Here is a 15,507-nt window from a genome sequence, read left to right as displayed (position 1 = left end):
AATCGGGATTATCCAACTAAGTCGGTGAGCAAATTTATTGATTAAATAACAAATTAAAGGAAAAAATTATGAATTTCTGACTTGAAGTACAAATAAAAATAGTAAAATAGAAAGAATTAAATAAAGCTTAAATAGTTCAACTTTATTATTTTCAAGACAAGTCACTATCTTCATTTTTGGATGTTATAGCGGTCAATGGCTACCTAGATGAAGAGACGAAAAGATAGTAGGCTCCATTTTATTCAATCTATCAAAAGAGAGGATTTTCTTGTTTTTTCAAAAAAAAGGTGCCCCTAAAAAGATTTACTTTTGGGACACACTCCTCTTCTAAGATTAATATTTAAAGCAATGGATTACTAAAATACTACCAAACTTCTAACCACTATCCCGAGTCGTACTTCAAGCGGAATTTTAAAAAATCAGACGATATTCAGACAACTCGGTAAGATTTTTTAAACTTGAAAAAAGACGACTTAATAACAGTCGTCTTTTCCATTAGAAAAATTAATTCAACCCTAACTCTCTCTTAATATCCTCAAGTGATTTTGATTTATATTTTTCTAGAGGTTTTGGAGCGTTTTCCACCGTTGGATTTTGCATTAAGAAATTATTTTCGATGAATGCAAAGTCTTTTGCGTCTACGATTTTGTCAAAATTAATGTCTGCACTGCGACTGTCAGTTCCCCAATTAGTTTGGATCGCTAAGGCGTCCTTCAAATCAATGACATTATCTTTATTAACGTCTCCAGGAATTGCAGCATTAAAATTGATTTCAGGATTCCAATGAGCAGTTAGTGCGCCTTCGTCATCTAGGAAGCCCACATGGAAAGGTTCATAGATTGTGAAATGGCCAGGAATATCGAGTGATACGACCATTTCATCGAGTGTTTTTGGTAATTTATCCACGGATACTTGGCCAAATTGATTAATAACTCCTGGGTAGATGTTACCGTTTTGATCCTTTACTGATAGAACTGCACCAATCTGCGAAGGGGCTACCCTCCATGAACTCTTACCTTCTTTTTGCAATGAGACTGGAATTCCAATACTTCCTGAAATTTTTGAATAAGTTGGTTTGAACCAAATTGGTGGTATTGTTGAATTCATTGCAATTGATTGGTTAGATTCATTTATATAAGATGCAGAAGATGATTTAAAAGGCGAATAAAAATTATAAGTATTATCTTTTACTTTTAACGTTACTTCTGCAAATGGTACATCACCTGTCACTGTTCCGTTAGTCATCTCTATATTTACATTTACATTTGTATTCAATCCTGATGGAGCTGAATTAGATGTGAGTTTCGCTGAACCAAATTTTTCAATTGCTGGATTAAGCTTTACATCTACAATTTCTAATTGATTATTTGAAAATGAAAGGCTACTAGCTATTTTTTTTGCATCAGTAACGTTATATGCTGTTAGGTTCACCTTTACATTTTCACCTGCATTTACCATTTTTTGATCAACACTTCCATAAACAAGTGGAGTGCCTTGTGGAATAAATGTAAAATATTTGTTTCTTGTACCAATCTTAGCTGAATTATATCCTGCAAGTTCAACATTGACGCTTTTTGCAGAAGGGTCAATCGGGATATTATAGGCAAAATTTCCTTTTGCATCAACATTGAAACCATTTGAAAAGGTAGTATTATTATTTTTTATCATCACAAAATTACCCGATTGATCAATAGAAATACCTTGCGTATGATAATCATCTTGCGTTTTATCAAAAACTGTACCTTTAATTGGATAAGATGTTGTACCAGGTTTAACCTCGATAACGCCTTCTTCTAAATCTGTTGTAAAAGTAGGACCAGTAATATCAACCATTACATGGTCAGTCATCGAAAATGTTTTACCATCTCTATTAGTACCGATCATTTTTATCTTATAATGTGCTGGCCCATAAGGTACTTTTACAATTGTAGATGATACTGGGTTTTTCGGGTCATTAGTGAAAGGATTATAGTATCCGGTAAAGGCACCAGTGACATAATAATCAGTATTTTCATCCAATTGCGATGCAGGGATTTGTCCTAAATAACCGATTTCTTCATCTGTTTCACTATCAAGTAAAACGAAATCAATCGTTTCCATACTAGAACTTAAATTAAAAGTTGCACCTGCGTTAAATTCAAGTAATGGGTAATAATTAGTATAATCTGATGTCATCATCTTATTGTATGTAGCCGCTGAATTAAATCCTTCTTTTACATAGTGAACACCGAATGGTATTTGATACTGTTCTGTTGGATCTGCATCATTCGTAAAGACGATATACCCTTCATAAATTCCTTTTTCGGCATTTGCAGGTATTTTCAAATGAAAGTTAATCGGTTTTTGACTACTTCCATCTAGAGTTACTGAGGAAGGACCAGTTAAGGTAACATCATTTAAGTTTGCATCTTTAGAACCTCTTAATCCAGTTTGATATTTAACATCAATACTAAATGTCTTCACTTGTTCACTACTATTGTTTAGTATAATTTGTCGGTTCGCCGCAATTTCTTCGTTTTTAAAACTAAATGACCCAAAATTCATCGCACCTGTTAGCTCTTTAATTGATTTTTCTTTTCCATCAATAATTGTTGGCGTACTATCTACCACATTTAATTCTACGTTTGAGTGAATTGCTTCATATGCATCTACTCTTCCGCTACCAACTTCATATACACTATAATCCTTCTTTAAAGGATCAGCCGTATTCATCAATATAGATTTTATATTTGCTGGCTGTAGATTTTTATTTGATTGTAGTAATAGTGCTGACACTCCTGCAACATACGGAGTCGCCATTGATGTTCCAGATAGGCGTTCATATGCAATTTTATAATCTTCCGGTTTTGATCCATCTCCTGTTTTATTATTTACATAAAATGGAACAGTCGAAAGAATTGCTGCACCTGGCGCCGTTACTTCTGGCTTTATGTCATAATTTATGCGAGATGGTCCTCTTGAACTAAATGATGTTAGTTCATCCTCAGGTGTTTTAAATTTCGTATAATCACCAAAAGTAAAGTCAGAACTTCCTTGTTTAATCGCATTTGAGATTGCTAGGCCATCTTCATTTGACATCGAAAATGTAGGAATGGCTAATAGAGATTCACCGACATACCCTTGTATGATCCCTTCAGCTTTGTTGACGTCATTATTATAAATTATTACTGCAACAGCCCCCTTAGCCTTCGCTAGTTTGATTTTATCAATAAAAGAAGTTTCACCTCTTTGAATAAAAGCAATTTTTCCTTTTACATCTTTTCCGTTATAATCAATACCTTTTCCTAAACCAACATCAACTAGATTAAACGTTTTTCCTTTTAATGCTGTTGGATCGTCTGTATAGTTTCTGGCTAATTCTCTAACAGTATATTCTTTACTATTTTGAAAACCTGAAAACTGGAAAAGATCTATTGCACTAGTTGATGCACCAACTGTTAATGCTAATGCTGATGATCCTGGAGAGCCAAGTGTATACATTCCATTTCCACTATTACCAGCGGCAACTACAGTCGTAACGCCACTTAGAACAGCATTGTTTACAGCTACCGAAGTCGCAAACAGCGGATCATTTATTGTTGCACCTAGTGACATATTAATGATATCCATCCCATCACTTACTGCCCTATCTAGCGCTGCTATAATGTCAGAACCTTTTCCAGTTCCATATGGTCCAAGAACCCTGTATGAATAAATATCTGCCTCCGGTGCAGCTCCAACAGTTTTATATTCAGTATCAGCAACACCTCGACTGCCGATTATTCCCGCAACATGTGTACCATGTTCTGTATAATATGTATTTGATCCCGAGAGCTCAGGTTTTCCTGATTTTTTCCAATCAGCATATGTAGCTTCCATCGGATCATTATCATTATCAACGAAATCATAGCCACCTTTATAGGCATCTTTTAAATCAGGATGGTTATAATCAATACCTGTATCAAGAATTCCTATCTTAATGCCTTTCCCCGTATAGCCCTCGGCATGTAAACGATCTAATCCATCGTAAGGTGAATAATTTGCAATGTTATATTCATCTGCCTTTAATTGTTCACTTTGTTCCTTATGATTAGGTGGATCAATTGAAAACGTCTCATCACTCCATACATTTTTTACAGCCTTCGATTTTAATAGATTCTTAATTTGGTTTGCTGGTAGGCTAATCGAAACACCGTTAAAAGTATGTTTATATATACGATTAATCTTATAGTTTACTTTTGAATTATTTTCATCTGTTAATATTTGGTCTACATCTTCTTGAAAGGTATTATGATCTTGATCAACTAATTGTGTAGCCTCAGTTGCAGATAATTGCTTCCCTTCTAAACTAGCTTCAATTTGAGCAACTTTTACAGGCTTGTGTACAAACTCAACAATTACATTTGCTTGTTCTATAGTACTTAGATCTATATCAGAAGAAATTTGAAGACCTGTTGTTGCATTCGTTGATAGTTTGTTTAAAGCAGCCCTTTGCGTTGGTGTTAGCTTAGCGAGAATGTCCTCAACGTTTGTAGAGCTAACAGCTTTTGATACATTCGTTACATTACCAAATGAAGCTAAAAGAAAACTAGACGATAGAGCTAAAACAGTCATGCTTTTTACAATCTTACTTCTTTGTACCGATTTCCCCATTTTCTTCCTCCTAGTAATTAATAATTGTCACTAAAATTAAATGATGGCTATGATCTGTTTAACGATCATTTAATTTCTCTCTATAATTATTCAGAAAATTCACTTTTTGGTCAAATGGGTTATTTTAACCCTTTATTATCGCAAGTACTATAAAAATATTACGATTTTCGACTATATTCCCTAAAAATATTGAACAACATTTACTTAGTAGTTTTAATCAAACCTACTAGCGGCCGTTAAAGCGAAAACAAAGACGTAGTTTGACTTATACTTAATTCCTAAAACTGGGCACCACTTCGAATTAACTTTTCTCTCTCCAATTTATACTTTCATAAACAAAAAAAACTATTGAAAGATATCATTCCAATAGGACATTACATGTGCGTCCTCACAATCGTCTTCAAGTGAGAATTCTTTATAACTAATTAAAAAAGGGTGTACGTCGGTTCCCGTACACCCTTTTAGTCACAACGTGAAATATTTTTCTAACGTGTCGGCTATTTTTTTATTTCTAGCGCGCTTTTTCTGCTTTATTTTTTCAAAAATGGGCTAATAATTTGCATACAATAATCCCAAATCTTTGTTTCGTTCTCTGCTGAATAAAATTTATCACTCGTTTTTTCCTCTTTCATGTTACCAAAGTATTTACCAGTAATATTCTCTACATCTCTGGATGTTGCTAAATAAACGGTTGTGTCAGCTCCTTTATCTGGATTCGTCATGAATGGAAGAGCCAATTTAAATATCATATTACTAATAAAACCTTTGTCACTATCCTGTCCAAATCTAGTTGCGACAGCACCTGGGTGATAAACATTTGCGGTTATATTATTTAATCCTCTATCTTTCAGAACATTTGCCAGGTGCCTTGTTACCCAAATAGTATATAATTTTGACAAAGCATAAGATTTAGATGGAGTGTAGTTTTTTTCTAGTTGTAAATCGTTAAAAACTGGTTTTGCTGCTGGCATTTTATGTGTTGCAGATGATGTATTAATAATTCTAGCTGAAGGGCTTTTTGACAGAACATCCAATAATAATTCCGTTAGAAGTAATGGTGAAAATAAGTTAAGTGTCATTGTTTTTTCATATCCATCTATCGTTACTTCTCTATTCTTACCGAAGAATGCACCTGCATTATTTATTAGTACATCGAGTCGATCATATTTCTGCTTGAAATCCTCAGACATGCGCTTAATGTCAGTAAACGAAAATAAATCTGCTATTAAAATATCCACCTTTGGATTTCCCGTTTCTATTTTGATTTCATCACAAACTAACTGAGCTTTTTTTCTATTTCGACCGTGTATGATGACAGTATGGCCTTGCTTCGCCAAAGTTTTAGCTGCTACCTTTCCAATTCCATCTGTAGCTCCTGTAATTAAAATAATTTTATTTTCCATATGAATGCCCCTTTTTAATTTAAGTTAGAAAGCTGTTTTTACTACTTCATTTCACTCTGGTGCAAGATGTAATAAATTAATCTCATTAGATGAACCTAATCTCCCTCGCATCATATATGTGCCAGCACCTTCAGAGACAAATACCTTCATTTTTCCATGTTCGTGAAACCCACGGTTGTATGGGAAAATCAACTCTGAAAGTAAAGTGAAAGGAAAAATTTGCCCTGCATGTGTATGTCCTGACAGCATTAGATCGATTCCTGCAGCAGCAGCATATTTGGCACCTACTGGACTGTGATGCATAAGCACAGATGGTATCTCTTTGTTTATTGAAAGATTGGCTAAAACTGATTTAATGGTATTTGTATTATCTGAAGGATGCATGTCAAAAGTTTTCTCGTCTGCGTTCATATAATCAAGACCTACTATTTGTATGCCATGCGTCTCAATAATCTCGTTATGCAAAATACGAACCCCTTGCTGTTCAATAAGCTTTAACACTTTATCGCTACCAACATATTTCTCATGGTTGCCTTCAATAAAATAGACAGGTGCATTAAAAGTAGAAAGTGGATCTAACACGCCAGGATGAAGTGCTGTCTCAGCATCTACCAAATCTCCAGTGATAAGCACTAGGTCAGGATTTCGTTCATTTGTTTCCTTAACGATCTCGGCAAGATAATCCTTTCCCCGATGATGGCCAAGATGAACATCGGTAATGTGCATAACCGATAATTCATTTTGAAGTCCAGCTATCTGAACTTCAGATTCCTTAACGACAAACGATGATCCTATTAACGCCCCTGCAGCTGTCACAATTAAGGCAATTGTTAATATCGTTATACCACTCACTACTAAAGGTGGACTCCATATGAGTTGAATAATATTAAATATAATTAACAAAATGAACAGATAAGCAAAATACATGAGGATATTGCCACCTATGATGTTAAGTGCACTAACAAATCGATTCTTAGATTTAACCGATACTCCAATAACAATCATTGATCCAATAAGCCCTATTGCAACGATGGTTTGTATCGTCCAAAAAGACGAAAAATTCAAGAGTGAATCCAACTGATAGCCAATGTACCAAATTGAAAAGCCGAAAAAACCTAACATGGCAATCGATATTACTATATTTAATATTTTTTTCATTCTTTTTCCTCCTCTCTTATAAACAACAAAACAAAAATTATAATCGAACGTTCGTTTATTTTAGAATAAAAATTAATTGGGATACATTAAGCTTTAATCGCATCCCAACTCATCTGGATCAAATCATTTATATTTTTTTCATTTAACTCAAACTCACCATTAAAATGCATTTTAGCAAGATCCGTAATAGGAGCAGTTGTTAAAACTAACAACATCATTGTATCGCACTCTTTTAATAGTTTTTGTTCTCTACCTCTTTTTACTAAATCAAATAAAGGTTGGAACATCCAACTATGATCTTCAATGCACAAATTCTTAATTAACGGAGAATTACTAAATTGTTCTAGAAACAAAAATTCATCTTTATGGCTAAAAATGAATTCAAGTTGATTTCGAAGCACCTGTTCAAATGCAATCTTGACCGGCATAGAGTCCTCAATACCAGCTAACACTTTTTGGCTTAGCTTTTGTTTAACATTCGAATACAGCTTGCTTAACATATCCTCCTTATTTTCAAAATAAACATAGATTGTTGATGGTGATACTTTTGCTCGTTTTGCGATTTTTGACATTGAGATATCGGAAAAACCGATCTCATTCAATAATTGAATCGTCGCTTGAAAAATTGCTTCGTTTTTATTTTCATCTTTTAATCTCATGAACCTATAATAAACGTTCGTTCGATTAAAATCAAGCATCCCCTTATTCCACTATCTTCCATTCACTTAAACAAAAAACTTTATTTTCTACTCGTGATCTTGTTGAACAAACGTACCCTTAAGTTTAAGCGCATTAAAGTGGTCAGCCGTGTATGCTACGAGTGCCCATCTCAATTTAGTCGAAGTATTCTCGATTGTTTTATTGTTTTAGCTCAATAAAAAAATCGATTAATATTGCATAAAAAAAAGAGAGCATCAATATAGATGATCTCTTAAAACGATTGTCTCCTCATAAATTAACTACAAATTTCCTATGCTTAAAATACCAAAAACATAGAACGATCAGTCCTATCTCAGAATGGACCATAATTAATAAGATGAGCAATTATAACCGCTATTAAACCGATTGTGTATTCAATTAGAATTAAAGGGAGAATCCACTTTGCCCACCTTGTCCAGGAAATTCCTGCAATTGCCAACCCAGCCATTAGTGTACCACCTGTTGGAAAAATAATATTTCCAATACCATCAGCGAAGGAAAAGGATAATACTGTTGTTTGGCGTGTAATGTGTAATAAATCTGCAAGCGGTGCCATAATAGGCATTGTCAACATCGCATGACCACTACCTGATGATAAAATGAAATGAATAGCCGCTTGGAAATTGTACATTCCGACAACACTTAAAAAAGCAGGAATATGTTTCATGCCTTCCGATACTTGGTGAAGTAGGGGATCTATAATATCTCCTTGATTCAATACGACCAGAATGGCGCGCGATACACCAATAATTAAAGCTCCACTGACTAAAGATGCCGCTCCCTGTGTAAAGGATTCTACGGTATCTTCAATAGATATCTTGCCGAGTATTGCAATTACTATCGTTAAGATAATAAATAAGGATGCAATTTCTGTTATATACCATTCATACTTAATAACACCGAAAACAAGAATAACATAATTAATAAAAAATGCTGTTAATATCCACTTATGTCTCCTTGTTAGCTCTACTTTCGCTGTTAATAGATTGTCTGATTTCTTTGTATCGAATTTCCCAAAAATTCCAGTTGATGGATTTCTCTTTACTTTCATAGCATGACGATAGACAAATGTAACAGCAATAAGATACATGACTATAAATAATACCAGGCGGAAACCCATCCCAGAATACATAGGAAGACCTGCAATTCCTTGGGCCATCCCCACTGTAAACGGATTCATAATTGCGGTTGTAAATCCGACCGACGCCCCTACCAATACCATCGCAGTTCCTGTTATCGTATCAAAACCAAGTGCAAGAGCCAATGGAATAAACAGAGGTACATAAGCCAAACTTTCCTCAGCCATCCCCATTAATGATCCTCCAAGTGCAAAGAAAAGCATTATAATAGGAATCATCAGCTTTTCACGGTTAGCGAGATTTTTTGCCATGGTTGAAACAAGAGCTTCAACCGTACCTGATGCCTTTAATACACCAAAAAATCCTCCGATAATAAGCACAAAAAAGATAATATTAGCCGCTTCTACCATCCCTGTAGGAATAGCTTTTACCATATCAAAAAATCCAAGCGGTGCTGATGCAATCCATCTGAATGAATCTGGATTTACCGTTGTATGCCCATTTTTTTCAATATGTGCATATTCTCCAGCTGGCATTATATGTGTAATTAAGGTTGAAATGACTAAAAAAACAAGTAACAGTGCAAATACGTTTATTTTCCATTCTCTTTTTTCCTTTTTTTCTCCTGACTCGGCTGAAATTAATTTTTCTGACATTTGACTCATATACCGATCCCCTTTTCAAAAAATTTTTGGCAACTGATCGTCTGGTTACCTCAACTGCGAAAGCGTACCAGACTGTCATATTACAAATAACTCTTTATCCCTTAAGAGGTAACTGAATGCCATCAATTCTATTACTTAAGACACTCTAGGATTTAACTACCTTTTTACTGGTTACATTAACAAAGTGATTAAATAAACGCTGTTGTAGAATATCCTTTTCGGACATCATTTCTGGATGCCATTGGACAGCTGTTACATAATGATGAGCTTTGGATTCGATGGCCTCTATCACACCATCAAACGACCAAGCACTTACTTCAAAATCTCTTCCCAACGTTTTCACTGCTTGATGATGGAAAGAATTAACCATTAAGGATTTTTGGCCAATAGCCTCATAAATTTTTCTCCCTTCAAGAAGATTAATAGAATGGGAGCCTTGCCATTTACGAAACTGTTCCCGAACATGGAAATGTTCAGGGCCCATCTCATGTTCTAAGTCTTGATAAAGAGTCCCACCAGATGCAACATTCAACACCTGTAATCCTCGACAAATTCCTAGAATAGGCATATCTCTTTCTAAAGCTTTTCTTGCCAGGTTTAATTCAAAGTTATCTCGTTCTTCCTCTACAGTACCTAAATATGATTTAGGAGTATCACCGTAATAAAGTGGATTGATATCCGCTCCACCAGCCAATAACAATCCATCTAGTTGAGTAAGTGTGGAATCGATTTCATCAACTTCTTCGATTGGAAGCAGTACAACCGTTGCACCCGCCCGTTGAAGCGAACGGATGTAGTCATAAGAAAAGATAGCCATATCTTGACCTGGTAGCCCCCTTAATCCTTCCTTCCCTATCTCACTATGGTCAACATAATACCCGGTAACGCCAATTAGTGGTTTCATTTCCTCTCACCTCATATATTCGTTGTTTTTCACTGTGTGGTTTTATATTCTTACCTTCCTCCTTTTTCTAACAAATGATAAAGAATTGAATATGTGGATTACTACTCTACTAATTTCATTAATTCTTTACACGCTATTTATATAAGCAAGTGTCGTGCCAACATTAAAATTCAAATAATTATTTACATTCTTTTAAATATTTCGTTGTTTCTCCAGTGCTTGCCATGTTGATTTGGTTTATAATTGGTTATTATTTGGTTATATAATAACCAATTTGATTAACCAACTTTAGACCAATAAACTTCAACTAAAGAGGTGTTCTATGACCGAAATTGAAAACAATCACATTGTATTGATTACCGTTTTAAAAGAAACACGAAAAGCCCTGCATCAACAACTAGCAGAGATGTTAAGTGACCTCATAGATATTGAAAGTTTTTCTGTAGAAGAAAGTATTCCAAAAGTATTTCATTCTACATTAATCGTATTACCTAATAAATATACGATAGAAACGGTCAAAGACTTTATTGGGGAGAATTGCGAAGTAATCATTGCAAAACGGACATTAAATTATGAAAACGTGGATCAACTTTTATTTTTGCCAGAAGGAACACAAGCCCTATATGTGAATGATAATCCCGAAACAGTATATGAATCGATTGAAACCATGCGTCAATTAGGACTGAACCATATTGAATATATCCCATACTATCCAGGAAAAACTAATATACAAATGATTAAGCTTGCAATCACACCTGGCGAACTTAAAATTATCCCCAACTTTGTAGAAAAAGTGATTAATATAGGTCATAGATTAATAGATATTACAACGATCATGTCCATTTTGGAGCGATTCCATTTAATGGAGGAATACGGTAACCATGTTTCCGAGAGATATTATCGGAAAATAGTAGATTTAACAAAGAATCTAGCAAAAGCTCATCGACAACTTCATCAAGTTATTGATGGTGTTGGCGACGGAATACTAGCTATTGATAAAAAAGGAAGGATTGTTGTTTTTAATGAATTCCTAGAAAATATGCTAAAAATAGAAAACAACCATGCTATCGGTCACCCTATTCATTCCTTTATTGATAATATTGATTTGTTAACTTTTATCCTTTCAAATAGTCAACAAGAAAGCGGTATATTTGTTGTAAACGGCTTAGACGTGATCGTGGAACGTCTGCATATAAATGATCAATCAATTATTGTAACTTTTAGAAATGCCCTTAAGACCCTTGGATTTGAACGTAAATTAAGAAAAGAATTTGTAAAAAAAGGATACATTGCAAAATACAACTTTCCTGATATCGTCGGGATTAGTTCTTCCATCCAAGAAACGAAACAGATTGCCAAAAGGCTAGCTAAGAATGATTTAACTGTTTTAATTGAAGGTGAAAGTGGTACAGGAAAAGAGTTGTTTCCAAGTGCCATTCATAATGCTTCTTATCGAAATAGCGGCCCTTTTCTTGCCGTTAACTTTAGTGCTTTATCGGATGATTTAGTGGAGAGTGAATTATTCGGTTATGAGGACGGAGCCTTTACTGGAGCAAAAAAAGGCGGAAAAATAGGATTATTTGAGCAAGCAAATGGTGGCACTATTTTTTTGGATGAGATTGGAGATATTAGTCTCAAACTTCAAGCACGACTACTGCGAGTATTGCAGGAAAAAGAAATTATGCGTGTTGGTGGAGGTCAAATTATCCCCATAGATGTTCGGATTATTGCAGCCACCAATAAGAATCTACTGAAAATGATTCAAGAAAATGTTTTTAGAGAAGACCTATACCATAGGCTTAAGGTACTCTTTATACACCTTCCCGAATTAAGATTTCGTCGAAATGACGTTGAATTATTGGCTAAACATTTTGTTGCGTTATCGGACCGTAAAGTCAAAATTGAACATGAATTAATTGAAGAACTTCAAGCGTATCCATGGTATGGAAATGTAAGAGAACTTAAAAACACCATTGATTATATGCTTGCTGTCCGTACTGGAAACCAACTAACGAAAAATGATTTGCCTAATCAACATTTTTTTCAAAAACCTCCTCATAGAAAAACAAATAGCGACCCGATCGAGAGTATCTCTTCCTTTTATTCAGGCTCAATCACTCTTGATGAAGAATCACTTTTCATCCTTAACCTCATCATGAATTATGAGGAAAATGGAAAGATCATCGGAAGAAGGATTATTTCTGAGAAGAGTCAAGAACTCGAAATAAACTTATCTGAAGCACAGGTTAGACACCGGTTGAATTCGCTAAAAATTAGAGGATATTTGCAAACAAAAAGAGGTAGGTCAGGAATTAATCTAACAAGCAAGGCTCGGGAGATTCTAAACACAAACTTAGAACGTAACCTTTAATTTCTTATCATCGGTGTAATTCAATTCTAAGCTTTTTACCTAGCCTTGGTTTTTCGTTTCTACAAAATAAATGGGGGCTGATCATCAGCTCCCAAGTTTTATGTAATATATGCATGCGTTAGCCAACCATAAATCCTCGGATATCTAAGATAAAACTCAAGGAAATCTTAAATTGGCTAAACGCTCTTCCAAAATTACCCGCAGCTCATTAGGAATCCTCTCGAAATCGACCCCTTTTCCCAAAAACAAAAGCCAATCCGCATAATACTCTAGCGCCTCAACATCGGTTACATTCAGCTGTACATTGAAAATCCCACTCGACTGAAACATCCCAGTTAATGACAAAACAATTCCTGGCGGGTGCATACGTTTAAAGCGCTGAATCCCGGTCGTATCAAGCTTCACTACAAGATTAGACTCACGTGCAAAAAGCAGTTTTTTGTTTAAAATCTCTTGTTCAGACCATTTCATCTCCTTCTCAGAAATTGCCGAATCCCGCAGCATCTCAACAGGTAAATAACGAAACTCATCCGAATCAAAATCATAAACCTCAACCAGCCACTGAGCGTTCGAGTTAAAAATATGTAGTAAAAAAACGTCCATCAACTGAGGCCAGCCAGGAGTCATCTCATAAGTCACGCGTAAATGTTTATCCCGTACAGCAAGAGAAATCAATTGGTTCAGCTCTTCAGGCGCAGCATCATCGAGCTCCAAAAGATTTGGATTTGCAGGATTTGTATTTTCAAAAAGCAAAATATTATTCAGCTCGATCAGCTCGTCTTGTTGGGTTTGCGACGCGATGCCGATGAGTTTTTCAGTGATTGAGCGGCGATTTTGTAGATACGGCAGCTGCGAATTTTTCGAGGCGATAAAGCTGATAAACATCGCCTTCAGCTCTTCTGGCGTAAAGCGGGTGGCGGGCAGATACTGATTTTGCATGACATAGTAGCCACCACCACGACCAGGCTCGGACGTCAGAGGAAATCCCATAGCCTGAATCTCGTTAATGTCGCGGATCGCCGTCGCGCGGGATATCTTGAACTCTCGCTGAATCTCAGCAATCGTAAAATGTGCTCGATTATTTATGTAGCGCATGATCAGGTTCACTCGTTCTATTTTCTTCATATTTTTATTGTATCAAAAATGTATCAAAATATATAACAGGAATGACAGATTTACATTTAATTATTGAAAATGTGAAATGAATCAAAATCACAAATACTTAATAGTTCAATCAACAAAGCAGCTTATGCTGACCAGCTCTCCTGAAAATATTTAAGGTGAAAAGTTGATAAAACTTTATTTATTTGATTTTCGAAAAACAGTATCATTTTTTGATACATTTGGCTAATAGAATCAATCTTGTAAAAAATAAATCCACAAAGGAGAGAATTAAATGTCTAGATACTCAATCAAAACAATCTTAGAAAACTATAAAATGACTGCTTTCGGTGTTTCACTTGAGGACTACAACGACTGGGCAGGTAATGCAGCAAAAACTACAGCGAAAAAAGCTGAAATCACAGAAAATGGCAAGCTAGCTGAACTTCTTGCGCTTGCTGACGGGCAAGAATATCAAATTAACTACGTCATCGACCACAAGGCTTGGCGCGGCTTTGGCGTGATGGGTGAATTTGACGTTGAAGGCGCGGTTGTCCTTGATTTCCTCGCTGGTGACTACCTCGTCGTGCCTGGCACAGGCACTAACAAAAATCACCTTGCTGACGAAATCACAGGTAAGGTTTTCAGCGGCATGTTGCAAGAAATCACAGACTACAAATACGTTGGCCCTGGTAACTCAACATTCGTCAAATCAGCTGAAAACGGTGAATTCTGCGGCGAAATGTGGCTTCGTGTAAAAAAAGTCGAAGGCTAAACTCTGCTAAATTTGTCAAAATTAAAAAAACATGATCTGAAAAAAGGAGCAATCACATGGAAAATTACACACTTGAACATAAAAAATCATTCACATTGACCGCTTATGGTTTTTCAATCCAGTCGAATTTCCAAGACATGCAAGCTATGCAAAAGGAAAAAGCTGAGTTTTGGAGTGTTCTTAAGGCTGACGGACGTTTTAATAAGCTCAAAGACGCAGCAAAAGACGATCGCGAATGGTCAGTCAACGAAGTTTATCAAGGAAAACCTTGGAATTATTTTGCAGTAGAAGCTGGCAAATCAGTGTCTGACGCAACGCGCATCATCGAATTTCCAGAGAGCGAGTACATCGTGGTCGCAGGAAGTGGCGATAAGGAAACTTTGTTTGATCAGCTAACATACCGTGCTTTTGGCGAAGTCTTGGCCCAAATCACTGACTATGCGTACGTTGGTGGTCCAAACGCGACTTATCGAAAAGATAACGGCGACGGCACTTTCTACGGTGAATTTTGGGTACCTGTGGTTAAAAAATAATAAGAAAAATCATGTAAAAAAAGGATTTTTCCAGTTAGTTGTCAATGCCTCGATTTTTCGGGGCTCTTTATTAGTTAATTCGATATCTTCTATCTGAGTACTGTAGCTGTGAATGTACCATCTGGATTTACTGGGACAGGACCTTTTCTGGGATTATGATGTAATAGAAAAAAATTTCCACATGTTT

Annotated in this window: 10 protein-coding genes; 3 read left to right on the top strand and 7 right to left on the bottom strand. The window is 35.6% G+C overall.

Going from position 1 to position 15,507, the window contains the following annotated elements; all coding sequences use genetic code 11:
- Nucleotides 1-504: 504 nt before the first annotated feature.
- The 6 genes from ABEY15_RS07025 to ABEY15_RS07000 form a co-directional block, all read right to left on the bottom strand.
- The gene (locus ABEY15_RS07025; protein ID WP_429889381.1) at nt 505-4,632 is read right to left on the bottom strand and encodes a S8 family serine peptidase; all 4,128 of its coding nucleotides are present in this window, start codon (nt 4,630-4,632) and stop codon (nt 505-507) included.
- 530 nt (nt 4,633-5,162) lie between these two features.
- Entirely contained in the window at nt 5,163-6,035 is an 873-nt protein-coding gene (locus tag ABEY15_RS07020; RefSeq protein ID WP_429889380.1) for an SDR family NAD(P)-dependent oxidoreductase, read from the bottom strand.
- 51 nt (nt 6,036-6,086) lie between these two features.
- Nucleotides 6,087-7,100: a metallophosphoesterase gene (locus ABEY15_RS07015; protein WP_429889379.1), complete on the bottom strand. Its 1,014-nt coding sequence runs from the start codon at nt 7,098-7,100 to the stop codon at nt 6,087-6,089.
- Nucleotides 7,101-7,279: 179 nt separating this feature from the next.
- Nucleotides 7,280-7,891, bottom strand: a complete 612-nt coding sequence (locus tag ABEY15_RS07010; protein ID WP_429889377.1) for a TetR/AcrR family transcriptional regulator — start codon at nt 7,889-7,891, stop codon at nt 7,280-7,282.
- Nucleotides 7,892-8,205: 314 nt separating this feature from the next.
- Nucleotides 8,206-9,636, bottom strand: a complete 1,431-nt coding sequence (locus ABEY15_RS07005; RefSeq protein WP_429889375.1) for a YfcC family protein — start codon at nt 9,634-9,636, stop codon at nt 8,206-8,208.
- A gap of 145 nt (nt 9,637-9,781) precedes the next feature.
- Nucleotides 9,782-10,540 (bottom strand): gamma-glutamyl-gamma-aminobutyrate hydrolase family protein, encoded by a 759-nt coding sequence (locus ABEY15_RS07000; protein ID WP_429889373.1) that lies wholly within the window; start codon nt 10,538-10,540, stop codon nt 9,782-9,784.
- A gap of 322 nt (nt 10,541-10,862) precedes the next feature.
- Between ABEY15_RS07000 and ABEY15_RS06995 the strand changes: the two genes are divergently transcribed.
- Entirely contained in the window at nt 10,863-12,911 is a 2,049-nt protein-coding gene (locus ABEY15_RS06995) for a sigma 54-interacting transcriptional regulator (protein ID WP_429889371.1), read from the top strand.
- 156 nt (nt 12,912-13,067) lie between these two features.
- On the opposite strand, the gene ABEY15_RS06990 is transcribed toward ABEY15_RS06995, so the two are convergent.
- A complete protein-coding gene (locus ABEY15_RS06990; protein WP_429889369.1) occupies nt 13,068-14,036 on the bottom strand; it encodes a helix-turn-helix transcriptional regulator in 969 nt (322 codons plus the stop codon).
- Nucleotides 14,037-14,307: 271 nt separating this feature from the next.
- Between ABEY15_RS06990 and ABEY15_RS06985 the strand changes: the two genes are divergently transcribed.
- Entirely contained in the window at nt 14,308-14,787 is a 480-nt protein-coding gene (locus ABEY15_RS06985; protein ID WP_429889367.1) for a hypothetical protein, read from the top strand.
- A 56-nt stretch (nt 14,788-14,843) separates the two neighbouring features.
- Nucleotides 14,844-15,320: a GyrI-like domain-containing protein gene (locus ABEY15_RS06980; RefSeq protein WP_429889365.1), complete on the top strand. Its 477-nt coding sequence runs from the start codon at nt 14,844-14,846 to the stop codon at nt 15,318-15,320.
- Nucleotides 15,321-15,507 lie beyond the last annotated feature (187 nt).

It is taken from the genome of Gottfriedia acidiceleris (genome assembly GCF_050457485.1).
In the GTDB taxonomy this organism is placed as follows: Bacteria; Bacillota; Bacilli; order Bacillales; family Bacillaceae_G; genus Gottfriedia; species Gottfriedia acidiceleris_D.
This window is presented reverse-complemented; position numbering and strand designations above follow the sequence as displayed.